Source organism: Burkholderia oklahomensis C6786, from assembly GCF_000959365.1.
Classification (GTDB): Bacteria; Pseudomonadota; Gammaproteobacteria; order Burkholderiales; family Burkholderiaceae; genus Burkholderia; species Burkholderia oklahomensis.
Window position 1 is genome coordinate 152,643 of the sequence record NZ_CP009556.1, and the last position, 26,649, is coordinate 179,291.

General features: G+C 69.9%; 21 protein-coding genes and 1 pseudogene. 12 read left to right on the forward strand and 10 right to left on the reverse strand.

Annotated elements, in window-relative coordinates:
• The first annotated feature begins 40 nt into the window (after nt 1-40).
• Complete coding sequence (locus tag BG90_RS18880; RefSeq protein WP_010117870.1) at nt 41-1,165, forward strand: FecCD family ABC transporter permease; 1,125 nt, start codon at nt 41-43, stop codon at nt 1,163-1,165.
• A 16-nt stretch (nt 1,166-1,181) separates the two neighbouring features.
• On the opposite strand, the gene BG90_RS36185 is transcribed toward BG90_RS18880, so the two are convergent.
• Nucleotides 1,182-1,343, reverse strand: a complete 162-nt coding sequence (locus tag BG90_RS36185) for a hypothetical protein (RefSeq protein ID WP_157135641.1) — start codon at nt 1,341-1,343, stop codon at nt 1,182-1,184.
• Between BG90_RS36185 and BG90_RS18885 the strand changes: the two genes are divergently transcribed.
• Nucleotides 1,320-2,147: a heme ABC transporter ATP-binding protein gene (locus BG90_RS18885; RefSeq protein WP_010107560.1), complete on the forward strand. Its 828-nt coding sequence runs from the start codon at nt 1,320-1,322 to the stop codon at nt 2,145-2,147. The two genes, BG90_RS36185 and BG90_RS18885, sit on opposite strands and share 24 nt — an antisense overlap.
• 27 nt (nt 2,148-2,174) lie before the next feature.
• On the opposite strand, the gene BG90_RS18890 is transcribed toward BG90_RS18885, so the two are convergent.
• Together BG90_RS18890 and BG90_RS18895 are read right to left on the reverse strand one after the other, a co-directional pair.
• Nucleotides 2,175-2,783, reverse strand: coding sequence for a trimeric intracellular cation channel family protein (locus tag BG90_RS18890; protein ID WP_010107559.1), 609 nt, complete (start codon nt 2,781-2,783; stop codon nt 2,175-2,177).
• Between the two features lie 12 nt (nt 2,784-2,795).
• Entirely contained in the window at nt 2,796-4,928 is a 2,133-nt protein-coding gene (locus tag BG90_RS18895; protein WP_045568525.1) for a penicillin-binding protein 1A, read from the reverse strand.
• Between BG90_RS18895 and BG90_RS38060 the strand changes: the two are divergent.
• Nucleotides 4,917-5,112 (forward strand): annotated as a pseudogene (locus tag BG90_RS38060) (hypothetical protein). The gene BG90_RS18895 and the pseudogene BG90_RS38060 overlap by 12 nt on opposite strands.
• Nucleotides 5,109-6,005, forward strand: coding sequence for an HTH-type transcriptional regulator ArgP (locus BG90_RS18900; RefSeq protein WP_010107549.1), 897 nt, complete (start codon nt 5,109-5,111; stop codon nt 6,003-6,005). Before BG90_RS38060 ends, BG90_RS18900 begins: the two are co-directional and overlap by 4 nt.
• A gap of 348 nt (nt 6,006-6,353) precedes the next feature.
• Here the strand turns inward: BG90_RS18900 and ltaE are convergent, their stop codons facing one another.
• Nucleotides 6,354-7,355, reverse strand: a complete 1,002-nt coding sequence (gene ltaE / locus BG90_RS18905; protein WP_010107548.1) for a low-specificity L-threonine aldolase — start codon at nt 7,353-7,355, stop codon at nt 6,354-6,356.
• Nucleotides 7,356-7,827: 472 nt separating this feature from the next.
• On the opposite strand from ltaE, the gene BG90_RS18915 reads away from it, so the two are divergent.
• The 3 genes from BG90_RS18915 to BG90_RS36800 are packed head-to-tail and all read left to right on the forward strand — an operon-like array spanning nt 7,828 to nt 10,425.
• A complete protein-coding gene (locus BG90_RS18915; protein ID WP_010107547.1) occupies nt 7,828-9,240 on the forward strand; it encodes a cytochrome ubiquinol oxidase subunit I in 1,413 nt (470 codons plus the stop codon).
• Nucleotides 9,241-9,275: 35 nt separating this feature from the next.
• Nucleotides 9,276-10,283 (forward strand): cytochrome d ubiquinol oxidase subunit II, encoded by a 1,008-nt coding sequence (gene cydB / locus BG90_RS18920; RefSeq protein WP_010107546.1) that lies wholly within the window; start codon nt 9,276-9,278, stop codon nt 10,281-10,283.
• The gene (locus tag BG90_RS36800) at nt 10,255-10,425 is read left to right on the forward strand and encodes a hypothetical protein (RefSeq protein WP_164466510.1); all 171 of its coding nucleotides are present in this window, start codon (nt 10,255-10,257) and stop codon (nt 10,423-10,425) included. The genes cydB and BG90_RS36800 overlap by 29 nt, the downstream gene beginning before the upstream one ends.
• 107 nt (nt 10,426-10,532) lie before the next feature.
• Here the strand turns inward: BG90_RS36800 and BG90_RS18925 are convergent, their stop codons facing one another.
• Complete coding sequence (locus BG90_RS18925) at nt 10,533-10,727, reverse strand: YqaE/Pmp3 family membrane protein (protein ID WP_025990115.1); 195 nt, start codon at nt 10,725-10,727, stop codon at nt 10,533-10,535.
• A 257-nt stretch (nt 10,728-10,984) separates the two neighbouring features.
• Nucleotides 10,985-12,034, reverse strand: a complete 1,050-nt coding sequence (locus BG90_RS18930; protein ID WP_010117862.1) for a phytoene/squalene synthase family protein — start codon at nt 12,032-12,034, stop codon at nt 10,985-10,987.
• A 189-nt stretch (nt 12,035-12,223) separates the two neighbouring features.
• Between BG90_RS18930 and BG90_RS18935 the strand changes: the two genes are divergently transcribed.
• The 4 genes from BG90_RS18935 to BG90_RS18955 all read left to right on the forward strand — a co-directional run bounded on the left by BG90_RS18935 (nt 12,224) and on the right by BG90_RS18955 (nt 15,884).
• Nucleotides 12,224-12,517, forward strand: coding sequence for a hypothetical protein (locus BG90_RS18935; RefSeq protein WP_010107540.1), 294 nt, complete (start codon nt 12,224-12,226; stop codon nt 12,515-12,517).
• A 127-nt stretch (nt 12,518-12,644) separates the two neighbouring features.
• The gene (locus tag BG90_RS18940; RefSeq protein WP_010107538.1) at nt 12,645-13,034 is read left to right on the forward strand and encodes a VOC family protein; all 390 of its coding nucleotides are present in this window, start codon (nt 12,645-12,647) and stop codon (nt 13,032-13,034) included.
• Nucleotides 13,035-13,739: 705 nt separating this feature from the next.
• Nucleotides 13,740-15,395 (forward strand): alkaline phosphatase family protein, encoded by a 1,656-nt coding sequence (locus tag BG90_RS18950; RefSeq protein ID WP_010117858.1) that lies wholly within the window; start codon nt 13,740-13,742, stop codon nt 15,393-15,395.
• Between the two features lie 267 nt (nt 15,396-15,662).
• Nucleotides 15,663-15,884, forward strand: a complete 222-nt coding sequence (locus BG90_RS18955; RefSeq protein ID WP_010107533.1) for a hypothetical protein — start codon at nt 15,663-15,665, stop codon at nt 15,882-15,884.
• 109 nt (nt 15,885-15,993) lie between these two features.
• Here BG90_RS18955 and BG90_RS18960 read toward each other — a convergent pair whose 3' ends face one another.
• From BG90_RS18960 to BG90_RS18970, 4 genes are all read right to left on the reverse strand, one after another.
• Nucleotides 15,994-19,935 (reverse strand): DUF748 domain-containing protein, encoded by a 3,942-nt coding sequence (locus BG90_RS18960; RefSeq protein ID WP_045568353.1) that lies wholly within the window; start codon nt 19,933-19,935, stop codon nt 15,994-15,996.
• Nucleotides 19,935-20,090 (reverse strand): transcriptional regulator, encoded by a 156-nt coding sequence (locus BG90_RS37875; RefSeq protein WP_309545080.1) that lies wholly within the window; start codon nt 20,088-20,090, stop codon nt 19,935-19,937. The genes BG90_RS18960 and BG90_RS37875 overlap by 1 nt, the downstream gene beginning before the upstream one ends.
• Nucleotides 20,087-21,523: a DUF1254 domain-containing protein gene (locus BG90_RS18965; RefSeq protein ID WP_010117850.1), complete on the reverse strand. Its 1,437-nt coding sequence runs from the start codon at nt 21,521-21,523 to the stop codon at nt 20,087-20,089. Before BG90_RS18965 ends, BG90_RS37875 begins: the two co-directional genes overlap by 4 nt.
• Before the next feature lie 610 nt (nt 21,524-22,133).
• Nucleotides 22,134-22,961, reverse strand: coding sequence for a lysozyme inhibitor LprI family protein (locus BG90_RS18970; RefSeq protein WP_025990114.1), 828 nt, complete (start codon nt 22,959-22,961; stop codon nt 22,134-22,136).
• Nucleotides 22,962-23,391: 430 nt separating this feature from the next.
• On the opposite strand from BG90_RS18970, the gene BG90_RS18975 reads away from it, so the two are divergent.
• On the forward strand, nt 23,392-26,571 hold the full coding sequence (locus tag BG90_RS18975) for a heavy metal translocating P-type ATPase (RefSeq protein ID WP_082094632.1): 3,180 nt from the start codon (nt 23,392-23,394) through the stop codon (nt 26,569-26,571).
• The last annotated feature ends 78 nt before the right edge of the window (nt 26,572-26,649 follow it).

Consider the following 26,649-nt stretch of genomic DNA (forward strand, 5'->3'; position numbering starts at 1 on the left):
CGTCGACGGAATCGCAGCCTATCCCATTCGAACCTTCACGATGAGCATCGCCGCCCGTTCTCCGTCGGTCGATCCGACGCCTGCCGCGCGCCGCCCGGCGCTCGCGCCATCGATCGCCGCCGCCTTCCGCCGACGGCGCGCCGTGTGGACGCTTGCAGCCCTGATCGCCGCACTCGCCGTCGCGTCGGTCGCCGCGCTCTGCATCGGCGCATTCCGCCTCGCGCCCGCGCAGTTGCTCGACGCGCTCGCCGCGCCCGATGCACGGCTCGCGAGCGATCCCGCGCTGCGCCAGGCGCGCGCAGTGCTGCTGGACATTCGCGCGCCGCGCGTCGTGCTCGCGCTCTTCGTCGGCGCCGGCTTCGGCGCGGCGGGCGCCGCGATGCAGGCGCTCTTTCGCAATCCGCTCGCCGATCCGGGCCTGATCGGCGTGTCGAGCGGCGCGGCGCTCGGCGCATCGGCGCTGATCGTGCTCGGTCCGCTCGTCGCCGCCGCTCCGGTCGCGCTCGGCTTCCTGCCGGCCGCCGCGTTCGGCGGCGCGCTCGCGGTCGCGGCGCTCGTCTATCGGCTCGCCATCACGCGCGGCCGGCTCGCGCTGCCGCTGCTGCTGCTCGCCGGCATCGCGATCAATGCGCTCGCCGGCGCGGCGATCGGACTCCTCACTTATGTCGCCGACGATGCGCAGTTGCGGTCGCTGACGTTCTGGAGCCTCGGCAGCGTCGGCGGCGCACAGTGGCGCATGATCGCCGCCGTCGCGCCGTTCGCGCTCGCCGGCTGCGCGCTGCTCGCGTGCGAGCGGCACGCGCTGAACGCGCTGCAGCTCGGCGAAACGGAGGCGCTGCATCTCGGCGTGCCGGTGCAGCGCGTGAAGCGGCGCGTGCTCGTCGGAACGGCGATGTGCGTCGGCGCGATCGTGTCGTGCACCGGCGCGATCGGCTTCATCGGGCTCGTCGCGCCGCATTGCGTGCGGCTCGCGGCCGGCCCCGATCAGCGGATCGTGATGCCGGGCGCGGCGCTGCTCGGCGCGCTCCTCGCGGTCGCCGCCGATCTCGCCGCAAGAACGCTCGCCGCGCCGGCCGAGATTCCGCTCGGCATCCTGACCGCGCTGATCGGCGCACCGTTCTTTCTCGCACTGCTGTGGAAACGGCGCGGCGCACTGGGAGCGTGACGTTGCGAGCCGGATCTCATCGTCGAAACTTCGCCGGCCTGCGCATACGCCGCTCGTCCGGCCGCGCCGACACGATCTCGATCGCGGGTGCGAGCGCGCACGCCGCTTCGCGAACGGCCATGCCGAGCAGCGCACCAACACCGAATCGAATGCCATGCTGATTGCCGATCGTCTTCACGTCGCACGCGATGGCGGCGTCGTCCTTCGCGACCTGGCGATCCGGATCGCGCCCGGCTGCGTCACCGCGCTGCTCGGACGCAACGGCGCGGGCAAGAGCACGCTGCTCAAGGTGCTCGCGGGCGACTTGCGGATCGGCGGCGCGGCGCGCGGCGCGACGGTCCGCGGCGACGTCACGCTGAACGGCGAGCCGCTCCACCGGATCGACGCGCCGCGCCTCGCGCGTTTGCGCGCGGTGCTTCCTCAAGCGTCGCAGCCCGCGTTTCCGTTCGGCGCGCTCGAAATCGTGCTGCTCGGCCGCTATCCGCACACGCGCCGCACCGGCGCGCTCGCGCGCGAAGACCGCGAGATCGCGTCGCAAGCACTGGCGCTCGCCGGCGCATCGGCGCTCGACACGCGCGACGTCACGACATTGTCGGGCGGCGAGCTCGCGCGCGTGCAGTTCGCACGCGTGCTCGCGCAACTCTGGCCGTCCGACGAATCCGACGAATCGGCGAGCGCGCCCCGCTACCTGCTGCTCGACGAGCCCACCGCCGCGCTCGATCTCGCGCATCAGCATCAATTGCTCGACACGGTCCGGCGCCTGTCGCGCGATTGGGGAATCGGCGTGCTGACGATCGTCCACGATCCGAATCTCGCCGCACGTCACGCGGATCGCATCGCGATGCTCGCGGACGGTGCGATCGTCGCCGACGGCGCGCCCGCCGACGTGCTGCGCCCGGATCTGATCGAACGCTGCTACGGATTTCGCGTGCGGCTCGTCGACGCGGGCGACGGCGCGGCGCCCGTCATCGTGCCCGCATGAGCGGCCGCCGCGCATGCGGCGCCGGCGTCAGCCGGCGTCGGCCGTATGGAACGCCTTCAAGCGCCAGCCGCGCCGCACGGCAAGCATCCGGACCGCGAATCCCACGACCAGCGCGACGACGGTCGCGATGCCGCCCGCCGCGCCGAGCGCTTTCAGCCCGACATACAGTGCGCCCGTCAGCAACGCGATGCTCGCGTACAGCTCCCGCCGCAGCACGAGCGGCATCTCGTTGCAAAGCAGGTCGCGCAGCATCCCGCCGCAGACGCCGGTGATCGCGCCCGCGAGCACGATCACGGTCGGGCTGTCGTTCACCGTCGCCGCGACGTCGCAGCCGATGATCGAGAATGCCGCGAGCCCGAGCGCGTCGACGGTCGTGAACAGTGACTTCAGCCGCGCGACGTGCGTCGCCGTCATCGACGCGAACGTCGCGGCGGCGAGCGTCAGCAGCAGGTATTCGGGGTGCGCGACCCAGGTCAGCGGATAGCGGCCGAGCAGCACGTCGCGCACGGTGCCGCCGCCCAGCGCGGTCACCGCGCCGACGAGCGCGAGGCCGAACCGGTCCATCCCGCGCTGCATGCCCATCAGCGCGCCCGACATCGCTTCCGCGACGATCGCGATCAAGTAGAGCGTGTGCATGCGTGTCCTCGCTCAATCTTCCGTACGGAACAGTTCGAGCACGCGCGCACGCTCGGCCGCGTCGACGGCGGGCGGCGCCGGCGCGCCCGCCGCCACGCCGGCCGGTGCGTCGCCGTCGGCCGACGCGCGTCCCGCCGCGCCGCATGCGAACGGGCTGCGCACGAACGGCGGCAGCGCGGGCGTGCACTTGCCGCTCGCGTATTCGGCGTAGACGTAATCGCCGTCGACGAGCGCGACGTCCGCGGGAGGCGTGCGATCGACTGCCTTGCGGCCGTCGATCGCCGTCTTCATGTAGTCGACCCACAGGGGCAGCGCGAGCGACGCGCCCGTCGCGCGTCCGAGGCTGCGCGGCGCGTCGTAGCCCATCCAGACGACCGATGCGACGCCGGACGAGTAGCCGGCGAACCAGACGTCCTTCGAGCCGTTCGACGTGCCGGTCTTGCCCGCGGCGTCGGAACGATTCAGCGCGAGCGCGCGGCGCGCCGTGCCGTGACGCACGACGTCGCGCAGCATGCTGTCCATCACGAACGCGTTGCGCTCGGACACGACGCGCACGCCCGCCGCCGGCTGCGCGTCGAACAGCACGCCGCCGTGCCGCTGCCGGACCGATTCGACGAGACGCGGCTCCATCCGCACGCCCTGGTTCGCGAACACCGCGTACGCGCTCGCGACCTGAAGCGGCGTCGCCGCGCCCGCGCCGAGCGCGAGCGGCAGCGACGCGGGATTGCGCTGCGGCTCGAAGCCGAAGCGCACCACGTGCTGCTGGACGAAATCCGGCTGCGCGGCCTGCATCAGACTGACCGCGACGAGGTTCTTCGAGCGCATCAGCCCGCGCCGCACCGGAATGAAGCCTTCGTAGTTGTTGCCGAAGTTGCGCGGCCGCCACGGATTCGCGCCGGTCTCGTCGCGCGACAGCGTGCGCTGCGTATCGTCGACGAGCACGCCGGGGAACATGCCTTTCTCCAGCGCGGCCGAATAGACGAACGGCTTGAAGCTCGAGCCGGGCTGCCGATACGCCTGCAGCGCATGGTCGAACGAATTGCGCGCGAAATCCGCGCCGCCCGCGAGCGCGAGGATGTCGCCCGTCGCCGCGTCGATCGACACGAGCGCGCCCTCGAGCCCGTCCTTCGCGTCGCGCCGGCCGCCGCGCGCCAACGCTCGCTGCAGCGACGCCTCGGCCGCGCGCTGATCGCGCATCGCGATCGTCGTCGTCACGTCGAGGCCGAGCGTGTAGGCGTCGTCGTGGAAGCGCTCGACCATCATCCGGCGCGCGCGCTCGGCGACGTACGGCGCGGCGACGATGCCGGGCGGCGGCGTGGTCGCGAGCGCGATCGGCGCGCCGACGGCCTGCCGGTACGCGGCTTCATCGAGATAGCCGAGCGCGCGCATGCGGCCGAGCACGTAATTGCGGCGCGTGGTCGCGCGCGCCGGGTTGACGACCGGATTGAACGCGGACGGCGCCTTCGGCAGGCCGGCGAGCACCGCCGCCTCGCCCGGCGTCAGCGCGTCGAGCGGCTTGCCGAAGTAGACGGACGCGGCGGCCGCAAAACCGTACGCGCGCTCGCCGAGATAGATCTCGTTCATGTACAGCTCGAGCAGCTTGTCCTTGCTGTACGCGCGTTCGAGCTTGTACGACATCAGGATCTCGGCGAGCTTGCGGCTCAGCACCTTGTCGCGCGTGAGGAAGAAGTTGCGCGCGACCTGCATCGTGATCGTGCTGCCGCCCTGACCCGGCTGGCCGGTGACGACGTTCGCGAACGTCGCGCGCGCGAGCCCGCCGACGTCGACCGCGCCATGCGTATAGAACTGCGCATCCTCGGCGGCGAGCAGCGCGTGCCGGACGAGCGGCGGAATGCGTTCGAGCGGCACGAACTCGCGACGCTCGACGCCGTATTCGGCGAGCAGCTCGCCGTCGCGCGAGAAGATCCGCAGCGGCAGCGCCGGCCGGTAGACGGCGAGCGGCTCGACGGACGGCAACTGCGTCCAGATGCGCTGCAGCGTCCACGTGCCGACCGCGCCGCCCGCGATCGCCGCGCCGACCAGCAGGCCCGCCAGCGTGCGGAAATAGCGGCGCCGCCGCGGCACGGGCCCTTGCGGTGGCGTCGGCGTGGTCTCCGGCGTTGAATTCGGCGTGTGATCGGTCATTTCGAAATCCTTCCTTTGCAGATGCGGCATGCGCGCATCGCGCGAATGTTGCAGTGCACGAAGCGCACGCGCGCATTGTCCGGGGAGGATCCCGATGTCGGTACAATATTTAGCCTAAGTTGATTACGCTAAATTTTATTTAGGAAGCCGCTTCTCCCGGCGGCACGATGCGAGCAACAGATGACGATCGATCCGAAACAAGCGGCGGCGCTGCTGGCCGTCGCCGATACCGGCAGCTTCGAGCAGGCGGCGTCGCGGCTGCACGTGACCGCTTCGGCCGTCACGCAGCGGGTTCGCGCGCTCGAGACGAGCCTCGGCGCGCCGCTCCTGCTGCGCACCCGGCCGTGCCGGCCGACCGCCGCCGGCCAGCGCGTGCTGCAGCACCTGCGCCGCATGGCGCTCCTGCAAGCGGATCTGCAAGCCGATCTCGCCGACGAGCACGGCTCGGCGATCGCGGTCGCGATCGCGCTCAATTCGGACAGCCTCGGCTCGTGGTTCCTGCCGGCGCTGACATCGGTGCTCGCGGGCGAGCGCATGCTGTTCGAGCTGCTCGTCGAGGATCAGGATCACACGTTCGCGCTGCTCGAAAACGGGATGGTGATCGGCTGCGTGACGACCGAGAGCAAGCCGATGCGCGGCTGCGTCGTCGCACCGCTCGGCACGATGCGCTATCGCCTGCTCGCGTCGAAGGAATTCGCCGCGCGCTGGTTTCCGCGCGGCCTCACGCGCACGAGTGCCCGGCAGGCGCCCGTCGTCGCGCACAGCCGGCGCGACGCGCTTCAGATCTCATTCCTGAAGGACAAGCTCGGCCTGCCGGAAGGCGCGTTTCCGTGCCACTACGTGCCGGGCACGCATGCGCACTTCGCCGCCGTGCGGCACGGGCTCGGCTACGCGATGGTGCCCGAGCTGCTCGCCGGCGGCGGGCCGCTCGACCAGCAGGGTCTGGTCGACCTCGCGCCGGCGCATCCGCAGGACGTCGCGCTCTACTGGCACGCGTGGAAAGTGCAGTCGCCGAGCATGCAGTCGCTGTCGGCGCGCGTCGTCGACGCCGCGCGCGATCTGCTGCGATCCGCTTGAGCGTGCGCGCGTGGCTGACGCGACCGCACGCGCGCCGTCGGCTTGACTGCGCGAACGTGCGGGAACGGGTTTCGGAAGCTTCGCCCCGGCCGATGTCGAGCGCTCGCAGGCCGGCGGTCGGCTGGCGGCATCGCGACGCATGCGGGCGTGTCGGGGGCGTCGCGGTGAACGTCGTGGCCGGCACGTGCGCGCCGGGTCCGGGCGTTGGCGTCGGCGTCGGCGTTAGCGTCGGCCTCGGCGTCGGCTTACCGACAATCGGCGGGGCGCGACGCGCTATCGGCCGCGCCTGTCGACAGCGGGCCGCCGTCCCCCCTGGGCGCTCCCGCTTCGTCGAGCGGCCCCGGCCCGCTACGCGAAGTACGCCTTCATCGCGTCGACGAACGTATCGACATCGTCGCGCGACACGTCGCAATGCGTGACGAAGCGCGTCGAATACAGCATCTGCGTGAGAATCCCGCGCGCCTCGAGCCACGCTTCGAGCGGCGCGCAATCGGCTTCGGGAATCTGCGCGAACACCATGTTCGTCGCCTGCGACAGCACCTTCACCGGCTCGATCTGCGCGAGCCCTCGGGCGAGGCGCTCGGCGTTCGCGTGATCGTCGGCCAGGCGCTCGACGTTGTGCTCGAGCGCGTACAGGCACGCCGCCGCGAGCACGCCCGCCTGCCGCATCCCGCCGCCCAGCACCTTGCGCCAGCGGTGCGCGCGGTCGATCAGCGCGCGGCTGCCGACGAGCACCGAGCCGACCGGCGCGCCGAGCCCCTTCGAAAAACAGATCGAGATCGAATCGAACGGCGCGCACAGCTCGGCGATCGTGCGGCCCGACGCGACCGCCGCGTTGCACACGCGCGCGCCGTCGAGATGCGTCGCGAGCCCGCGGCCGCGCGCGAGGGCGACCGCTTCGTCGACGTAGCCTTCGGGCAGCACCTTGCCGCCGATCGTGTTCTCGAGCGCGAGGAGGCGCGAGCGCGCGAAGTGATCGTCGACCGGCTTGATCGCGGCCGCGATCTTGTCGAGCGGCAGCGTGCCGTCCGCGGCGTTCTCGATCGGCTGAGGCTGGATGCTGCCGAGCACGGCCGCGCCGCCGCCTTCGTACTTGTACGTGTGCGCGGCCTGGCCGACGATGTATTCGTCGCCGCGCTCGCAATGCGACATCAGCGCGGCGAGATTGCTCTGCGTGCCGCTCGGAAAGAACAGCGCCGCCTCCTTGCCCGCGCGCTCGGCGACCACGGCCTGCAGGCGCGCGACGGTGGGATCGTCGCCCCATACGTCGTCGCCCACTTCGGCGGCCGTCATCGCGGCCAGCATCGGCGCGCTCGGGCGCGTCACGGTATCGCTGCGTAAATCGATCATCTGGGTTCCCGTCGGAGTCTCGTCGAAGATGCGCCGGCGCGCTCGCGCGCGGCGAAGCGCAACCTCCGAGTGTACGCAATTCGGCCGCGCGCCGCAGGGCGCGGCCGACGCGATCGCGCATCCGATGCGCCGCACGCACATTCGATGCAAGATCGGCGTCGAATCGCCCGTCGGATCGGCCCGATCGCGGCGCTGCGCCGGCAACTCCGCCGCAGCGCGGTGAATTGCCGCAGGCGCGTCAACCCGCCGCGCCCGGCGCTACCACACAAAAGCGCGCCAAACTTGATACCAATCAACGATTTAGATCGACAAACCGCGCCTGCGCGCTGGACATCTGCGACGAGTTGGCACATTTCGCACCGCAACACGGCGGCCCATACTCCGAACCGACTCTTCAGCCGCGGCCTTGCACACGCGGCGCAGGGGCCGCCGGCAGCCCGCCGGCGGGTGTCGTCAGCTTCGGTCTACTCGCATGGAAACCGCTATTTCGGCCCTCGATCTGGCTCGCGTGCAGTTCGCATTCACAGTCTCCTTCCATATCGTCTTTCCCGCGCTGAGCATCGGGCTCGCGAGCTTCATCGCCGTGCTCGAATACCGCTGGCTCAAGACCGGCAAGGCGTACTACAAGAGCCTCTGTCTCTTCTGGTCGAAGATCTTCGCCGTCGCGTTCGGCATGGGCGTCGTGTCCGGCGTCGTGATGGCCTATCAGTTCGGCACGAACTGGTCCGGCTTCTCGAGCTTCGCCGGCTCCGTCACCGGCCCGCTGCTGATGTACGAAGTGATGACCGCGTTCTTCCTCGAAGCGGGCTTCCTCGGCATCATGCTGTTCGGCTGGAATCGCGTGAGCCCGCGCGCGCACTTCGGCGCGACGCTGATGGTCGCGATCGGCACGCTGATCTCGACGTTCTGGATTCTCGCGTCGAACAGCTGGATGCAGACGCCGCAGGGCTTCGAGATCGTCGACGGCCAGGTCGTGCCGACCGACTGGTTCGAGATCATCTTCAATCCGTCGTTCCCGTACCGGCTCGCGCACATGGCGATCGCCGCGTTCATCGTCGCCGCGCTCGTCGTCGCCGCGACCGCCGCGTGGCACCTGCTGAAGGGCCGCCGCGACAAGGCCGTGAAGAAGATGTTCTCGATGTCGCTGTGGCTCCTGCTCGTGCTCGCGCCGCTGCAAGCGGTGATCGGCGACCAGCACGGCCTCAACACGCTCGAGCATCAGCCCGCGAAGATCGCCGCGATCGAAGGCTTGTGGGAAACCGAGCAAGGCGGCACCGCGCTCAACCTGTTCGGCATCCCCGACATGAAAGCGGAAACCACGCGCTACGCGGTGTCGATTCCGCATCTCGGCAGCCTGATCCTCACGCATAGCTGGGACGGCGAAATTCGCGGCCTGAAGTCGTTCCCGCCGGAGGACCGCCCGAACTCGACCATCGTGTTCTGGAGCTTCCGCGTGATGGTCGCGCTCGGCTTCGCGATGATCGGCCTCGCCGCCATCGCATGGCTGCTGCGCCGGCGCGGGCGCCTCTACGAAGCGAAGTGGTTCCACAGGTTCGCGCTGGCGATGGGTCCGACGGGCTTCATCTCGCTGCTCACCGGCTGGGTGACGACCGAAGTGGGCCGCCAGCCGTGGGTCGTCTACGGCGTGATGCGCACGGCGAACGCGGCGTCGCCGCTGTCGATGCAGCAGGTCAGCGTATCGCTGATGACGTTCGTGGTCGTCTACTTCCTCGTGTTCGGCACAGGCGCCTATTACATGCTGAAGCTGATGAGGAAAGGCCCCGCGCTGCCGGGCGACACGCCCGACGATGCGCACGACGCGCGCCCCGACCGCACCGCCCGCCGCCCGCTGTCGGCCGCGAACCAGTTGATCGACGCCGCGTGAAGCCGGCGAGCCAACAAGCCAAGCGAGGTTAGCAAATGGATGTCACCGTAGTCTGGGCCGCGATCATCGCACTCGGCCTCTTCATGTACGTCGTGCTCGACGGCTTCGATCTGGGCATCGGCATCATGTTTCCGTTCTTCCCCGCCGAGAAGGAGCGGGACCTGATGATGAACACCGTCGCGCCCGTGTGGGACGGCAACGAGACGTGGCTCGTGCTCGGCGGCGCGGGGCTGTTCGCGGTGTTTCCGATCGTCTACTCGACCGTGCTGTCGGCGCTGTACCTGCCGCTCGTCTTCATGCTCGTGTGCCTGATCTTCCGCGGCGTGTCGTTCGAGATCCGCGCGAAGTCGCGTCGCACTAAGCACCTGTGGGATCTCGCGTTCATCGGCGGCTCGACGGGCGCGACGTTTTTCCAGGGCGTGGCGCTCGGCGCGTTCCTGCAAGGCATCCCGGTCGACAACGGCCGCTTCGCCGGCGACGCGTTCGGCTGGCTCACACCGTTCAGCCTGCTGACGGGCCTCGGCCTCGTCGCGACCTACGCGCTGCTCGGCTGCTGCTGGCTCGTCGCGAAGACGGAAGGCGATCTGCAGCGCCGCCTGCATCGCGTCGTATGGCCGCTCACCGTCGTGCTGCTCGGCTTCATCGCGATCGTGAGCCTGTGGACGCCGTTGCAGGATCCGAACATCGCGCAGCGCTGGTTCGCGTCGGGACTCTTCTGGCGCCTGCTGCCGGTGCCGTTCCTCGTCGCCGCGTGCGCGGTGCTGATGCGCCGCGCGGTGCGCGGCCGCCACGACACCATGCCGTTCGTGCTCGCGCTCGCGCTCGTGTTCCTCGGCTACGTCGGGCTGCTCGTGAGCCTGTGGCCGTACGCGATTCCGCAAAGCGTGACGCTGTGGGAAGCCGCCGCGCCGCGTTCGAGCCAGACCTTCACGCTGATCGGCGCGGCCGTCATCATCCCGATCATTCTCGCGTACACGACGTTGGGCTATTGGGTGTTCCGTGGAAAGGTGCGTCATGAAGACCAGCATTACTACCACCACTGAGCCGCGCGCCGTCGCGCGCGGCGCGCGGCTGCCGGGCTGGGCCTGGTTCGGACTGCTGTGGATGGGCGGCGTCGCGGGAGCCGTGACGCTCGGCTACGCGTTCAAGCTGTTCATGTACGCGACGCTGTTCGCCGTGAAGTAAACGCGAATCGGGACGGGACGACGCCGCGCGACGCGGCGTCGTGCAGGAAGCGGCGCCTCTTCGAGCCGCGACGCGATACGGCGACGGCGCCGCGCGAAAGCGCTTGATTACGAACGCCGGCCGAGCGCCTCGTCGATCTTCCTGTCGGTGTTGTATTGGCTGAGCGCGTACACCGACCAGATCGCGGCGGGCAGCCAGCCGATCAGCGTGATTTGCAGGATCAGGCAGATGATGCCCGCGAACGGGCGGCCGATCGTAAAGAACTGCAGCCAGGGCAGCAGCAAGGCGAGCAGAAGACGCATCGTGATTTCCTCTTTGTCGGATTGCCGATGATCGGAGTCGATCGGCGCACAGATGGCGGCTCGTTGCCGGATTTCAAGCGGCGCGCGCGGCAGGGCGTCGAACATTCGAACATTTGAACGTTCGCGCGTCGGCTGGCGCGCCGGCCGGCCACGCGATCGTTATAGCAGACCTGAAATTAAACGGTCCTTAAAAACGGGCAAGCGCGTTCCGGCTTCCCATTCCACGACGCGACGCGCGAGCGGGCAAGCGCCGCGCCTCAAGCGTCGAGCCGCGCCTCGACGTCCGCGATCAAGCGATCGAACCATGCACGCAGCGCGCCGTTCGACATCGCGAGCGGCAACGAATACGCGATGATCCGATACACGTCGCCGCGCCGCACCTTCGACGCGCGCGCCGGATCGAGCCACGCGCCGTTCGATGCGAGCAGCGCGAGCGTCTTCAGGCCGATCACGATCGGCCATACGCACGCGAGCCGCAAGCGCGGCGCGCGGCGCGGAATCGCGAACGTGTAGTCGATGCCCGCGCGAAAATGCTCGAGCGTCTTGCGCACGAGCGCATGCAGCAGCGGCCGCGCGCGCAGCGACGCGTCCGGCCGCAGCAGATCGTCGGCGCGCAGGCCGTACTCGTCGAGCATCGCCTGCGGCAGATAGCAGCGTCCGATCCGCAGATCCTTCCCGCAATCGCGCAGCACGTTGGTCATTTGCAGCGCCTTGCCGAAGCGAATCCCGCGCTCGGCCATCGCGTCCGGATGCTCGGTCAGCAGGCCGGGCAGATGCGCGCACGTCATCCTCGTCCAGAACTCGCCGACGCAACCCGCGACGAGGTACGTGTAGCGATCGAGCTCCGGCCATTCGCGCAGCGCAGCGATCCGGCCAGAAGATTCGTCGGGGAACGTGAGCAGATCGAATTCCATCCCTTCGGTGAGCGTCGTCACGACGTCGCGCACGGCGTCGCGATCGGCCGCGCTCAGTTGCGACAGCATCGCGAGCGCGGGGCCGAGCGATTCGAGCAGCGTCTTCTCGTCCGACACCATCTGCCGCCCCGCGACTTCGCCCGCGATCCGCGCGAGCGCGTCGGGCTCGGGCGCGCCGTTGACCTGCGCGCGCAACGACAGCAGCAGCTCGAGCCGCTGCGCGGGCGGGATCAGCGACGTGTCCGCGATCGTGTCGGCCGCGCGCGCGAGCAGATACGCGAGGCCGATCGGGTCGCGCATCCCTTCGGGAAGCACGCGCAGCGTCAGATAGAAGGAACGTGAGACGCCCTTCAGCAGGGGGCCCAGCAGAAAGGCCCGGGAGGGATTGCCCATGGATCGGATCAGGTCGGTCATACGATTTGCTGCCGCATTGTATCGGCAAACGCGCGGGGGCCGCCGGGCGATTGTGGGCGGCGCACGCCTCCGGCAAGCGCCGTCGAACCGCGCGCGGCGTCGGACCATGCAGCGATCGATATCCGCGCCGCGCCGCAATGCGTACAATCGCATCCTTTCCCGCACGAGGTGAACGCGATGGCCATGAAGAAAACCGATCTCGAGAAGAACAAGGCGTTGAAGCTGACGCACGCGATGAAGCAAACGACGTCCGCCCGCTTCGGCAAGAGCGCCGAAGACACGGCGCCCGATCGCCGCGAGCGGCGCAAGCTCGAGCAGGCGCAGGGCCTCGTGCCGTTCGCGTGCAAGCTCAACATCGAGCTCGTCGCGCGCCTGAACGAACGGGCGGCGTCGCACCCCGACGGGATGACCGGATTGTTGACCGAACTGTTGCAGCGCGGCCTCGACGAAACCGCCGAGTAAACGCTGCGAGCGCCGCACGGCGCGCCGGGTGAGGTCATGCAGGGTCCATGCCGCATTTTCGGCCTATGCTGAAAACGGAGTTCCGCATCCCCCCTCTCATCGACTCTTCGAAAACAGGAGTGACGTGATGAATCCACCCGTCCTGCGTGTCGCCCGCCCGACCAACGACATCGATGCGCTCATCGGCTTCTATACGGAGGCGCTGGGCTTCGACATCGTCGCCCGCTTCGAGAATCACGAAGGTTTCGACGGCGCGATCGTCGGCCACGCCGGCTATCCGTGGCAAATCGAATTCACGCACCAGCACGGCGTGACGGTCGCGCGCGCGCCGACCGCCGAGCACCTGCTCGTGTTCTATCTGCCGGACCGCGGCGCGTGGACCGAGGCCGTCGAGCGCATGCGCGCTTACGGCGCCGTGCCGCACCGTTCGGAGAATCCGTACTGGGATCGCCAGGGCGTGACGTTCGAAGACCCGGACGGCTATCGGATCGTCCTGCAGAACGCGCAGCCGAGTTGAGCGCCTGCGCGCGATCTCGATCTCGATCTCGATCTCGATCGCGCTTGCACTAGCGCTTGCGCGCGGCGAAAGCGTCGCGCGACATGCGATGCATCGTGCGACACGGCATCGGCATGCGACGCACGGCACGCAATCGTTGCGCGCGCATCCATCGCCTCCATAGCAGCCGGCGCTCCGGCGTTCGCCGCTCGATCGAGACACGCCGGCTGCGCGCCGCCTCGATGCAATGCGTTCGCATTCACGATCGAGCACTGCGAAATCGCGTTGACGGACGGCGTGCCGACAACGAGTTGCAACGCCCGGATTCAAGTGCGTCATCGTACATCCTTCGCAATCGGCCACTCGCGTCATCGCACGCGCCCCCCGACGCGTCGGTCGCCGTTCCACACAGGGCGACGGCCCGCGCGCCACGAAAATCGAGCGGCCCGTCACTCCGCCTTGCCGAGCGCGTCGACGCCTCGCGGTCGCTCGCGCCGTGACCCGTGCATTACGATCGATCCCGCCCCTCTCACGTCCGCCGCCCTCCCGCCGCCCCGCCGCGATACAAATTCTCACAACTTCGCCGCACCGCCCACCGCGCTTGCGTCGCGCGCCGCTCCGCGCATCGACAGACAAACGAAAGCGGCACGTCACGACACGTTCTCAATCCACGTGCAGATTGCAGCCCCGGGTGTGGGTATGTCAGTCCAAACGACGAGGTCAACGATGAAACGCAACAGTAAGCAGTTCGAAATCGGTGCATGGCTCGGCGCCGGCGCGCTCGCATTCGCGAGCGTGGCTTCGGCCGCCACCGCGCAGGATCACGATCGCCGCCCCGTCGATGCGAAGCACGTGCTTCTGATCAGCGTCGACGGTCTGCACGAGCAGGACGTCGCGCGCTGCGTCGGCGCAAACACGTGTCCGAACCTCGCGCTGCTCGCGAAGTCGGGCGTCACGTACACGAACGCGCACACGCCGGGCCTGTCGGACTCGTTCCCGGGCCTCGCCGCGCTCGTGACGGGCGGCTCGCCGAAGAGCGCGGGCCTCTTCTATGACGTGTCGTACGACCGCACGCTGTATGCGCCGTCGGATACGACGTGCTCGGGCAAGCAAGGCTGGAACGTCGTGTTCGACGAAACGACCGGCATCGACGCGCAGAACGGCGGCGCGCTCACGCATCTCGACGGCGGCGGCGCGTTCAACCCGCAGGCGATCCCGCACGCGCGCGTGAACGGCCAGTGCGTGAGCGTCTATCCGCACGACTACGTGAAGACGAACACACTGTTCGAAGTCGTCAAGGAGCACATCCGCGGCTCGCACACCGCGTGGGCGGACAAGCACGCATGGGGCTACGACTGGGTGAACGGCCCGTCGGGCAAGGGCGTGGACGACCTTGCGCGCACCGAGATCAACTCGATCGATCCGGCGACGAACAGCGACTATACCGACATCTACACGCACACCGAGAAGTTCGACAACTATCACGTGCAGGCGATCGTCAATCAGATCGACGGCAAGAACTCGACGGGCGCCGCGGCCGCGCCCGTGCCGACCGTGTTCGGCACGAACTTCCAGACGCTCTCCGTCGCGCAGAAGGCGACCGTCGCGTCGGGCGGCGGCTATCTCGACGCGAGCTTCACGCCGGGGCCGGAAGTCGCGAACGCGATCGCGTACGTCGACGGCGCGCTCGGCCGCATCGTCGCCGAGCTCAAGCAGCGCGGCCTGTACGACTCGACCGTCGTGATCGTGACCGCGAAGCACGGCCAGTCGCCGACCGATCACACGAAGCTCGTGAAGAACGGCGACACGCTGACGGCGCTCCTCGAAGCGAACAACTTCCTCGACCCGAACGGCAACTTCGGCCAGAACAACACGGCGTCGGGCAACATGAACGACGGCACGGGCCTCGTCGGCACGGGCTTCGTGCAGACCGACGACGTCGGCCTCGTCTGGCTGCGCGACCAGAGCCAGGTGAACGCGGTCGTCGCGAAGCTGAAGGCGAACCTCGGCTGCAACGCGCCCGGCATCTGCGCGGACGGCCCGCAAGCCTACATCCTGTCCGGCCCGAGCGTCGCCGAGCGCTTCGGCAGTCCGGCGCTCGGCCGCACGCCCGACATCGTCGTGCAGCCGAATCCGGGCGTGATCTACACGTCGAGCAAGAAGAAGGACGAAGAGCACGGCGGCAACGCGCCGGACGACAGCCACCTCGGCCTCGTCGTGTCGTACGCGGGCTTCCATCAGGGCCGCACGATCGACGCGCCGGTCTTGACGACGCAAGTCGCGCCGACGATCCTGCGCTCGCTCGGCGTCGAGCCGCGCCTGCTGCACGCCGTCGCGCTCGAAGGCACGCGCGTGCTGCCGGGCCTCGGTCTCGACCGCTGAAGAAGCATGCGAAGCGCCGGCTGCCCCTGCCTATCGGCGGCGGCCGGCGCTTCCACCCGATCCGGACCGATCCGAACCATCCGGTCCGTCTAAACCAGATCGCGCGCCGCGCACATCGGCGCGTTCGCCGCCCGCCCACTGCGGCGACTTGCCGCCCGGCGCATGCCGCGACGCCCGCACGTCCGGCCCGCCGGGCGATTTTTTTTCAAGGTTGGCGAAAGACTATTGTCATGCGATAAGGGGATTGTCCTTATCCGGAGCATCACGATGGCCACGCTGGAAGCCTTCCGATGCGTGCTCGACGACGCGCGCACGCCCGAGATCATCCGTCATCACATCATCGATTCGCTGCAATACGCGCTGCGCAACTACGGCCAGGTGTTCACCGCGAAGGAAGTCGAATGGCTGACCGCGTGGGACGATCCGCGCATTCCGCTCGCCGCGCGCAAGGAGCTCGAGAAGCGCGACCCGGTCGTCGCGGCCCGCTGACGCGGCGCGCCGCGCACGCGGGCCGCGCGCGGGCGCGGAAACAAAGAAGGCGGCGCGGACCGCGCCGCGCCGCCTTCGTCGAGCCGACGTCATGCGACGTCGCGCGGCGTCACTTCAGGCCGAAATCGACGCGCGTCGTCGCCCCCTTGTCCGCGATGCCCTTCGCGTCGAGCTTCGGCGCGACGATGAACATCCGGCTCGGGTCGACCTTGCCCTCCAGATACTGGCGGACCGCCTGCGCGCGGTTCTGCGCGAGTGCGCGCAGGCTCGAATCGTCGACGGGCGCATGATCGGCGAGCGCCTGCTTCATGTCGTCGTCGGGCAGCGTCTTCGTCAAGCCGATCACGTTGCGCGGCTTCTTGAAGTCGGCGGCCTTGTACGCCTTCGTCAGATACTTCGTGTATTCGGCGGAATCGACCTTCACCGTCATCGGATCGACGCTCTCGCCCTGGCCGACCACGTCCTTCAGCTTCTGCAGCCGGACGAGCCGGTCGACGTACGCGTCGCGCAGGCCCGGCAGGTCCTTGACCGGATCGACGCGGCCGATCAGGTCGAGGCGGATCGCCGGCTTCTCCGCGAGCATCTTCGAGATCGTGTCGAGCTTCTTCTCCGACGCGTCGGACAGCTTCGCGAGGCCCGGATCGAACTCGACATAGCCGAGCTCCTCGCCGTCGCCGCCGAACGCGTGCGCGAGCAGCGTGAACGGCGACGTGACCGCCTTCGCGATCAGGTTCAGCACCGCGCGCCAGATCAGGCCGCCGACGCTGAACTCCGGATTCGACAATGATCCGGACACCGGAAGATTCACGTCGATCTCGCCGCGCGAGTTCTTCAGCAGCGCGATCGCGAGCCGCACCGGCAGCTTCGTCGCGGTGTCGTTCTCGACGTGGTCGCCGAACGTCAGTTGATCGATGAAGATGTGGTTGTTCGCGCTCAGTTGATCGTTGTCGAGCTTGTAGTGCAGATCGACGTTGAGCTTGCCCTTCGTGATCGGATAGCCCGCGTACTTCGCCGAGTACGGCGTCAGGTTCGTCAGCTCGATGTCGTGCGCGGCCGCGGTCAGGTCGAGCGCCGGCTTCTCGATCAGCGGGTTCACCGTCCCCTTGATCGTGATCGGGCCGTTCGCCGCGAGCTTCGCGCCGACGTCGACGGGCGCGGGCGTCGTCGAGTCGGTGCCGAACGCGCCGACCGTGCCGTTGATCGCGACGAGGTTCGCCGTGTAGTTCGGCTTGATGAAGTTGTCGGTGTACGTGACGCGGCCGCTTTGCAGCAGCAGTTGGCCGAAGTGCAGCCGCACCGGATGCCGCGGCGGCGCGGCCGCGCGCACGACGGCGGCGCCGGATGCGACCGACGTGGATGCGGCCGGCGCGGATGCGGCCGACGTGGATACGGCCGACGCCGACGCCGCGGACGCCGACGCCGGCTCGACCGCCGATGCCGCCGCGGTCGATGCCACAGCGGCCGCCTTCGCTTGCGACGCCGCCTGCGGCGTCAGCGGCACCGGCTCCTTGCCGCTCGCATCGCGCGTCAACGACTGCGCGGGACCGCTTTCCTTCGCGACGACCTCGCGCAGGTTCAGCCGCCCTTGCGCGTCGAGCAGCACGCGGCCGTAGAAGTTCGAGAACGTCACGCGCGACGCGTCGACGTCGGTGCCGCGCACGTTGTCGTAGTTCGCCTTCAGGTTCGTGAGCGCGAGCGAGCGCCAGCCGGCGAACGGATCGGACGTCGCCTTGTCGAGCATCCGCACGTCGACGAGCGCCGCGTCGCCGCGATACGACGCCTTCATCGACTGCTTCGCCTGCTCGAAATCGAGATCGCCCTTCGCGTTCAGCAGCGCGCTCGCGATCGTCGCGTTCAGCATGCTGCCGAAGTACGGCTCGAACGCGGCCGCGTCGAGCCGGTTGCCGTTCAGCTTCAGGCCGACCTTGAGCGGCGTCGCCGTCACGTTGCCCGACACGTCGAGCGAGCCCTTGCGGTTCAGCGTCGTCGTCAGCTTGATGGGCAGCGGCTTCGACAGGTCCTCGCTGATCTGCTTGACGTTCAGTTGCAGCGGCGCGAACGCGAGCTTCACCGGAAGCGGCGTCGAGCGGTCGGTGAAGTTCGCCTTCGCGTCCTTCACGTTCAGTTCGTCGATCTTGTAGCGCCAGGCGGGTGCGGCGGGCTGCGCGCCGCGCGCAGCGGCCGGGCGCGCGGGCGCCGCCTTGCCGCCGCCCGCGAGCGACGCGAGATCGATCTGGCCGTTCTGCAAGCGCGCGACGTCGAGCGCGAGGCCCGTCGCATCGACGCTCGCGATCTCGGCGGTGCGCGCGGCCAAATCGATCTTCGTCACCTTCACGCGCGCGTCGGGCAGCGCAACCGCCGGCGTTTTCGCGTTCGGCAGCGCGATCTTCAGCGATTTCAGGCCGAGCTCGCTGTCGCTCACCTGCGCGTCGAGCGGCGTCTTCGACCAGTCCGCCTTCGCGTTGACCGACGTGCTGAGCGCGCCGTCGAGCACCCGCGCGGACGTCGCGCCGGCGAGATACGGCTGCACGACGGGCAGCGCGAGCGCGTCGACGACGAGCTTCGTGTCCGCCTGCCGCGCCGCGAGGTTGAACGCGCCTTCGGCCTTCAGCGAGCCGCCGCTCGCGACGTCGGTCGCGAGCGTATAGCGCGCGGGCGTCTTGCCTGTCAGCGTGAAATCGGCGAGCGTCGTCGCGACGTGCTTGAGCGAGATCGCGGCGGGCGTCGCGAACGACGCATCGTTCATGTCGAGCGTGCCGTCGTGGATCGCGAAACGCTTGATCGTCAGGTCGAGCGGCTGGGTCTTCTCCTTCTCGGCGCTCGCCGCTGCGCCGGCCGCGGCCGCAGCCGACGCGCCGCTGGCCGGCGACGACTCGGCCGCCCCGGACGCGGACGCTGCCGCGACGGCCGGGTCGCCCGAAGCGGCAGCGGATTTTGCCGACGCCGGCGTTGAAGCGGCGGCCTTTGCCGCAGCCGGCGCCCCCGCCGCCCCGCCCGCCAGCTTCATGACGTTCAGTACGCCTGCCTTGTCGCGCGCGAGCGACACGACCGGCTGATCGATCCGGATGTCGTCGAAATGCAGCACGTTGAGGAGCGGCTCGAGCTGCGCGGCCGCGACGTGCACTGCGCGCGCGGCGAAGAGCGGCTCGTTCGCCGGGCTGGTCACCTGCGCGTCGTTCAGGTCGACGGTGCCGGACACGCGCAGTGCGGGCGTATCGCCCGACATCGCGAAATTCACGTTGAGGTCGCTCGACAGCTTGCCCGAGCGCACCTCGACGGGCAGCTTCGTCGGCGCGTAGGACAGGAGGCGCGGCACGTCGAGGCCGTCGAACTTCAGGTCGATCGACGACTCGCGCGACTGCGCGAACGGCTTCGTCTTGCCGTCGAGCGCGATCGGGCTGCCGTCGAGGCGCGCGCGCAGCTTCGGCGTGACGAAGATGTCGGACTTCGACGGCAGCGTCGCGATGAACGGAATGCCGATCGACCATTGGTCGACGACGTGCTTCGCGTTCAGCAGCCGGTCGTCGAACTCGATGCGGCCGTCGTTGACCTGGATGTTCGACACCGAGAAGCGCGCCGGCTTCGTCGAAGGCTGCGGCGACGGCTTGGAGAACTTGTCGACCAGGTCGGTGAAATTGAAGCGCTGCGCGTCGTAGCGGACGATATGGAAGCGCGGCTGATCGAGCCGCACTTCGTCGACGATCGGCGCGAAGCGCGCGAGCGACGTCCACGACGCGCGCACGACGAGCTTGCCGATGTCGACGAAATCGCCCTGTCCGCCGCGTTCGCCGACGTGGACGCCGTCGGCCTCGAGCCGCAGCGTGTAAGGATTGAATGCGATCCGCGAGATCGTCGCGGGCCGGTCGAGCTGCTGGCTCAATTGCTGCTCGGCGACGTGCCGGATCAGCGGCGGCGCCGCGAAAAAGCCAAGCAGTCCGAACACCGCAAGGAAGATCAGGACACCGATGCCGGTGCGCTTCGCGCGGCGCGACCGGGCGGCGACGCCGAGCTTTTGCAAGGTCGATTGGACGGTTTCTTTGTTGAATGCCATTACTGAATCGCCGTCGGAACGGCAGCGAGTAAATCGGGACGGGCGGGTCCGGCTTTCGCCAGTATAGGCGCTGCGCCTGTCGCGACGCAGCGGGGATGCGGGCGTCGGCGCGCCGCGCCCGGCCTTATGACCGGGCGGCGCGCGCAAACGTTCACTTGCGGATGACGGCGGGAGGCTGCCAGGTGCCGTCGGCGGCTTGCCGCTTCGGCGCATAGAGCCGCAGCGCGAGCGCGAAGTCGGCGCGCGGCGCGGGCAGCCAGTTCGACGCGTAGCCCTTGCCGGGCGGCGTTGCGGACACGACGATCTCAAGCGAGCCGTCGCGGTTGCGGTGCAGCCGGTCGCGCTCGCCGATCGAGCGGCGCGCGCGGCCCAGGTCGGGCAGCGCGCCGTCCGGCGTGTACGGCGCGAGCGACCAGAACGCGCGAGCGGGCGGCTGCGCGTTCGGCGCGAAGCGGATCACGTAGCGGTACGCGCCGTTCAGCGGCCGGCCCGCGCTGTCGGTCTTGACGACGGCGACGGTCTCGTCGTCGCGCGTCGCCGCGCCGAATTGCGTCGACGCCGCGTACGCGCGCAGCGCGTAGTCCTGGCCGTAGCTGCCGGCGCTGTCGCCGAGCCAGCTCCAGCCGTTCGCGGTCAGCACGTTCGGCGGCAGCGCGGCGAGCCGCGCGCGCGCCTCGGCGGCGCCGTTCTCGGCGGCGATCAGCTTGTCGTCCTTCCATTGCACCGGCGCGCCCGCGGTCACACCAATGTCGGCGAGGATCTCCTGCGCGTGCGCGTCGGCGGCGGGCGGCGGATTGTCCTGCAACGCGCGCGCGAACCGCGAGAAGAATCCGGGCGGGTCGAGCGCCGCGACCTGCGCGACGGGCGCGGCGGCCTCCGACGCCGGATCGGCGGACGTCGCGCCCGCGTGCACCGCGCGCGACACGCCGCGCGCGTCGCCCGTGTAGACGGACAGCGGCACGACGCGGATCGCGCGCTGCAGCTTCTTCACGGCGGTGAGGTCGCGCCCGCCGCTCGTCTGGATCCGCACATCGAGCCACACGTTGCGCGCGGGCACGTCGACGCGCGCGACGCCTTCGGGCAACGGGCCTTCCCAGCCCGCGCCGACGAACGCGACCGCGCGCGCCCGGCTCAGGCCCGAACGCAGATTCGCGGACGAGCCGGTCGACCACAGCACGTTGGTCCACATGTCGAGCGCGCGGGCATCGAGATAGCGGCCGCGCGCATCGGGCAGCACGACGACGACCGGCTCGTCGGCGACGTCGAGCCAGCCGGTCGAATCGAGCATGTCGACGCTCGCGAGCGGCGGATTCGCCGTGCCCGGCGCGGGCAGCGCCTGCGCGTGGCGCAGCGTGTTGACGGGCGCGCCGCCCGGCGCGCCGTCGGCCGTCGCGGCCTCCTTCGCGGCGTCCATCAGCACGAGCGGATAAGCGTAGATATAGGAATCCGCGACCTCGCTGCGCATCCAGCCGGTCTTGCGCTGGATCGCCTCGGGCGTCGACGTGCAGGCCGCAAGCAGCGCCAGCGCGGCAAGCGACGCGCACGCGCGCCGCGGCGAAACAATGGATTCTCGTTGGTTTTTTGTCATTCGGTGGCACGGCGAACGCGCGGCAGGGCCGCGCGCGTTGATCGGCGGCCGGCGCGTATGGCGCGGGGTCTTCCTCGTAGCGTGCGTGCCGGCCGGCTGTTGCTTGATCAGATCTTTATTTTTGGATCGGCAGTATCGTACTCTCGTCGCCCCGGCAAAAACAATGCCCGATCATGTGAAAAAGCGATTCGAGTCGGAACGCGGCGCCTTGGCGTGCCGGCGTGTCGTCAATATTTGGGATGGCGAACACGATAAGCGGACGGACGGCGGCGCACTGCGACGGACGCCTGCTGCGACCGCCGCCCGCGATTCGTGTGAAACCGGCCGCATACGCGTCGCAGCTTGAATGGCCGAGCCGTGTGCACGCCTTGATCCACGCGGACGAGCCACGCACGCGCCAGCTCCCGCCCCCGATGCACGCGCCGCTCGTTCGGCCCGCTCGTTCGGCCATATGGCGCGCGCCGTCGAACGATTCGTCGGCAAGCAGGAGCGCGCCGGAATCGCAGCGCCCAACCCAAGTGCGCACGAGCCGCCCTTCCGCTCATCATTTGTCGGACCGGCCGGGCAGGCGCGACGCATCGCGCCGGCACTCGATCGGTTCGTCGGCCGGCTAACCGCGCTGCTCGACGAGCCGGCCGCGCTCGAGCGCGAAGCGCCGCACGACCTTGACCGTCGGCGCCTGCGCGAACGGCGCGCCCGCCGGGCGATCCAGATATTCGACGACGACGGTCGCACCGCCCGTCGCCGCGCGTTCGATCGACACCGAAACCGGCTTCAGCCGGTCGCCGAGCAGCACGGCCGGCGCGCCGCCGTCCGGCTGCGCCGTCGCGACGTACAGGAACCGGCCGCTGCCGCCCGGATCGTCGCTCAGCAGGACGGCCGTCACCGGCCGGCCGGCGACCGTCGCCGCACCGCTCTGCGCGACGAGCGTCGTCACGCGTTTCGTCGCCGAGCCGGGCGCGGCCGCCTGCACCGATTCGCCGTTCGTCAGCTTCACCGGCTCGCCGTCGATCACGTATGTCGCGTCGGCGGCGCCGGGCGACGACGCGCCAGCGCCCGACATCCGCAATGTGAGCCGCGCGTCGGCGACGCCGCGCAGCGCGGCGATGCGCGCGGTATACGCGCTCGTCAGGCAATCGGTCCGCGCGCCGCAGGCGTCGCGCACGCGCTGCCGCCAGTTCTGCTGCTCGTCGCGCAGCGCGTCGCGAAACTCGCGGTACGCCATCCCCTCCTCGGCCGGATGCGCGTGCTGCAGGATCTCGTAGTACGCGGCCATTCGGACGTCCAGTTCGCCAAGCGCGGGCGTGTTGCAGACCGCGCGCTCGGCGGCGCTCGCCGCCCGCGCGCAGTCGAAGCTCGCGGCGCGCACGAACGGCGCGCCGAACGTCAACGCGGCGCCGAGCGCCGCGGCCATCAGTCGTAATGTCGTCGTCGGCATGATTCCTCCTTGCGGTGCTTCGATTCGAAGGAAAGGCAAACGTTCGCGCGGTGCGGGCGGGCGCGGTGGTGGATGGGTTGCGTTGGGCGGTGAAAATGACGGGGAGATTGCGACAGCGACAGCGACAGCGACAGCGACAGCGACAGCGACAGCGACAGCGACAGCGACAGCGACAGCGGTCAGAATTATGACGAACCCGCCGCCGGCGCGCGACCAAACGCCGCGCCGTACGCATGCGCCTGGCGCGGCGACCGCCGCCCGAACGCCCGACGAAGCCTTGCGCGGCGGCCCGCGACCGCGGCAGCCCCGCCCTGCCCGCGTCCCGACGATCGGCATCGGTGCCGCATCGTCCGCTTGACCTTCCCATGATGGGAAAGTTGATACTTGCGGTTGTCGGCGGCATCGCCCGCCTCATCGAATCGGATTGCAGATGACAAACCTGTTCGTTCCTGCCGCATCGGTCACGACGACGCTGTTCGTCGAAGGCATGCATTGCGGCGGCTGCACGGCGCGCGTCGAGAAAGCGCTCGCCCAGGTGCCGGGCGTGACCGGCGCGACCGTGGATCTCGCCGCCGGCACCGCGACCGTCGACGCGACGCCCGCCGTCGACGCGGCCCGCCTCGTCGACGCGCTCGGCACCGCCGGATACCGCGCGACGGTCGCGGCGGAGCCCGCCGCGCACCGGGATGCCGATGCACGGCACGCCGGCGCCGATGAAGCAAAAGCAAACGGCGAAGGCAATGCCGTCGTGACGCGTGCGGCGACCGTCACGCTGGCCGTCGGCGGGATGACCTGCGGCGGCTGCGCGCGACGCGTCGAGCAGGCGCTCGCGAAAGTGCCCGGCGTGACGGACGCGAAGGTCGATCTCGCGACAGCGCGCGCGGCGGTCGACGTCGAGCGCGATGTCGATGCGCGGACGCTCGTCGCGGCCGCGAAGCAGGCCGGTTACCGAGCCGACGTGGTGCGCGACGCGCGCGTCGACGCGTCCCCGACGCCCGATGCGTGCGCGCTCGACGTCGCGGCGCAGTCGCGTGTGCCGCCGACGGCGCCTGCGGCAAACGAAACGACTGTTGCGTCGCCAATGCACGCCGCGGCGACGAAGACGCTCGAACTCGACATTGACGGCATGACCTGCGCGTCGTGCGCCGGCCGCGTGGAAAAGGCGCTGTCGCACGTCCCCGGCGTTGCTCGCGCGACGGTCAACCTCGCGACCGAAAAAGCGGCTGTCGAAGCCGACGCGAGCCTCGACGCCGTCCGTCTCGTCGAAGCGGTGAAGCGTGCCGGCTACCGCGCCTCACCGGTGAGCGATCCGGCCACTGCATTCGCACCGCAAGAAACTGTCTCCGCGCCCGCCCACGCAACGCTCGAACTCGACATCGACGGCATGACCTGCGCATCGTGCGCCGGCCGCGTGGAAAAGGCGCTGTCGCACATCCCAGGCGTCGTTCGCGCGACGGTCAACCTCGCGACCGAAAAAGCGGCTGTCGAAGCCGACGCGAGCCTCGACGCCGTCCGTCTCGTCGAAGCGGTGAAGCAAGCCGGCTACCGCGCCTCACCGGCAAGCACAGCTTCCATGGCTTCCGCAGCCTCCGCCGCAACCGTACCGGCCACCCCGGCGCCGCCCACCGCCGAAGACCGCAAGCTCGCCGAAGCCCGCCGCGAACGCCGGCTCGTGGTCGCATCCGCCGCGCTGACCGTCCCGCTCGCGCTGCCGATGTTCGCCGCGCCGTTCGGCATCGACGCCGCGCTGCCCGCATGGCTCCAGCTCGTGCTCGCGTCGATCGTGCAGTTCGGCTTCGGCGCACGCTTCTACCGCGCCGCGTGGCACGCGCTCAAGGCGCGCGCCGGCAACATGGACCTGCTCGTCGCGCTCGGCACGTCGGCCGCATACGGCCTCAGCATCTGGCTGATGCTGCGCGACCCCGGCCACACCGCGCATCTGTACTTCGAGGCGTCCGCCGTGATCGTCACGCTCGTGCGCTTCGGCAAATGGCTCGAAGCGCGCGCGAAGCGGCAGACCACCGACGCGATCCGCGCGCTCAACGCGCTGCGCCCCGATCGCGCGCGCATCGTCGAGCACGGCGCCGAGCGCGATGTCCCGCTCGCGCAGGTGCGCGTCGGCACGGTCGTGCGCGTGCTGCCGGGCGAGCGCGTGCCCGTCGACGGCCGGATCGAGGCGGGCGTCACGCACGTCGACGAATCGCTGATCACCGGCGAGAGCCTGCCCGTGCCGAAGGAACCGGGCGACCGCGTGACCGCCGGCTCGATCAACGGCGAAGGCGCGCTGACCGTCGCGACGAGCGCGATCGGCGCCGAGACGACGCTCGCGCGCATCATCCGCCTCGTCGAATCCGCCCAGGCTGAGAAAGCGCCGATCCAGCGTCTCGTCGATCGCGTGAGCGCCGTGTTCGTGCCCGCGATCATCGCGATCGCGTTCGTCACGTTCGCCGGCTGGCTCGTCGCGGGCGCGGGCGTCGAGACGGCGATCCTCAACGCGGTCGCGGTGCTCGTGATCGCGTGCCCGTGCGCGCTCGGCCTCGCGACGCCCGCCGCGATCATGGCGGGCACGGGCGTCGCCGCGCGGCACGGCGTGCTGATCAAGGACGCGCAGGCGCTCGAGCTCGCGCAGCGCGCGAGCATCGTCGCGTTCGACAAGACCGGCACGCTGACGCAAGGCAAGCCGACCGTCACCGCGTTCGACGCGATCGGCATTCCGCGCGCCGACGCGCTCGCGCTCGCGGCCGCCGTTCAGCGCGACAGCGCGCATCCGCTCGCACGCGCGGTCGTCGCCGCGTTCGACGCCGATGCCGACGCGCGCCACGCGCCGTTCGCCGCCGCGCGCGCCGACACGCCGCGCGCGGTCGCGGGCCGCGGCGTCGAGGCGCACGTCGGCGGCCGCCTGCTCGCGCTCGGCAGCACGCGCTGGCGCGACGAGCTCGGCATCGCCGTGCCGCCCGGCATCGCGCGCCGCGCGACGGAACTGGAAGCGGCGGGCAACACGGTGTCGTGGCTGATGCGCGCCGACGCGCCGCGCGAAGCGCTCGCGCTCGTCGCGTTCGGCGATACCGTGAAGCCGCACGCGCGGCGCGCGATCGAACGGCTCACGGCGCGCGGCATCAGGAGCGCGCTCGTGACGGGCGACAATCGCGGCAGCGCGGCGGCCGTCGCCGCGTCGCTCGGCATCGACGAGGTTCACGCGCAGGTGCTGCCGGACGACAAGGCGCGCGTCGTCGCACAGATGAAGCGGACGGCGGGCGACGGCATCGTCGCGATGGTCGGCGACGGCATCAACGACGCGCCCGCGCTCGCCGCCGCCGACGTCGGCATTGCGATGGCGACGGGCACCGACGTCGCGATGCACACGGCCGGCATCACGCTGATGCGCGGCGACCCTGCGCTCGTCGCGGACGCGGTCGACATCTCGCGCCGCACGTATCGGAAGATCCAGCAGAACCTGTTCTGGGCGTTCGTGTACAACCTGGTCGGGATTCCGCTCGCCGCGCTCGGCTGGCTGAATCCGATGATCGCGGGCGCGGCGATGGCGTTCTCGAGCGTGAGCGTCGTGACCAACGCGTTGCTGCTGCGGCGCTGGAAGGGCGAAGCGCGCTGAGCAGCACGAAGACCGGTCGCGACGGCCGGCGCGGCGCATGAAGCAAGCGGCCCGCGGCTCGCGTGCGCATCACGCGCC

What these genes read in the sequence shown, in the direction of transcription:
- BG90_RS18880 (WP_010117870.1), top strand. Translation starts at nt 41, where the DNA reads ATGAGCATCGCCGCCCGTTCTCCGTCGGTCGATCCGACGCCTGCCGCG.
- BG90_RS18885 (WP_010107560.1), top strand. Translation starts at nt 1,320, where the DNA reads ATGCTGATTGCCGATCGTCTTCACGTCGCACGCGATGGCGGCGTCGTC.
- BG90_RS18890 (WP_010107559.1), bottom strand. Translation starts at nt 2,783, where the DNA reads ATGCACACGCTCTACTTGATCGCGATCGTCGCGGAAGCGATGTCGGGC.
- BG90_RS18895 (WP_045568525.1), bottom strand. Translation starts at nt 4,928, where the DNA reads ATGACCGATCACACGCCGAATTCAACGCCGGAGACCACGCCGACGCCA.
- BG90_RS18900 (WP_010107549.1), top strand. Translation starts at nt 5,109, where the DNA reads ATGACGATCGATCCGAAACAAGCGGCGGCGCTGCTGGCCGTCGCCGAT.
- ltaE (WP_010107548.1), bottom strand. Translation starts at nt 7,355, where the DNA reads ATGATCGATTTACGCAGCGATACCGTGACGCGCCCGAGCGCGCCGATG.
- BG90_RS18915 (WP_010107547.1), top strand. Translation starts at nt 7,828, where the DNA reads ATGGAAACCGCTATTTCGGCCCTCGATCTGGCTCGCGTGCAGTTCGCA.
- cydB (WP_010107546.1), top strand. Translation starts at nt 9,276, where the DNA reads ATGGATGTCACCGTAGTCTGGGCCGCGATCATCGCACTCGGCCTCTTC.
- BG90_RS36800 (WP_164466510.1), top strand. Translation starts at nt 10,255, where the DNA reads ATGAAGACCAGCATTACTACCACCACTGAGCCGCGCGCCGTCGCGCGC.
- BG90_RS18925 (WP_025990115.1), bottom strand. Translation starts at nt 10,727, where the DNA reads ATGCGTCTTCTGCTCGCCTTGCTGCTGCCCTGGCTGCAGTTCTTTACG.
- BG90_RS18930 (WP_010117862.1), bottom strand. Translation starts at nt 12,034, where the DNA reads ATGGGCAATCCCTCCCGGGCCTTTCTGCTGGGCCCCCTGCTGAAGGGC.
- BG90_RS18940 (WP_010107538.1), top strand. Translation starts at nt 12,645, where the DNA reads ATGAATCCACCCGTCCTGCGTGTCGCCCGCCCGACCAACGACATCGAT.
- BG90_RS18950 (WP_010117858.1), top strand. Translation starts at nt 13,740, where the DNA reads ATGAAACGCAACAGTAAGCAGTTCGAAATCGGTGCATGGCTCGGCGCC.
- BG90_RS18955 (WP_010107533.1), top strand. Translation starts at nt 15,663, where the DNA reads ATGGCCACGCTGGAAGCCTTCCGATGCGTGCTCGACGACGCGCGCACG.
- BG90_RS18960 (WP_045568353.1), bottom strand. Translation starts at nt 19,935, where the DNA reads ATGGCATTCAACAAAGAAACCGTCCAATCGACCTTGCAAAAGCTCGGC.
- BG90_RS18965 (WP_010117850.1), bottom strand. Translation starts at nt 21,523, where the DNA reads ATGACAAAAAACCAACGAGAATCCATTGTTTCGCCGCGGCGCGCGTGC.
- BG90_RS18970 (WP_025990114.1), bottom strand. Translation starts at nt 22,961, where the DNA reads ATGCCGACGACGACATTACGACTGATGGCCGCGGCGCTCGGCGCCGCG.
- BG90_RS18975 (WP_082094632.1), top strand. Translation starts at nt 23,392, where the DNA reads ATGACAAACCTGTTCGTTCCTGCCGCATCGGTCACGACGACGCTGTTC.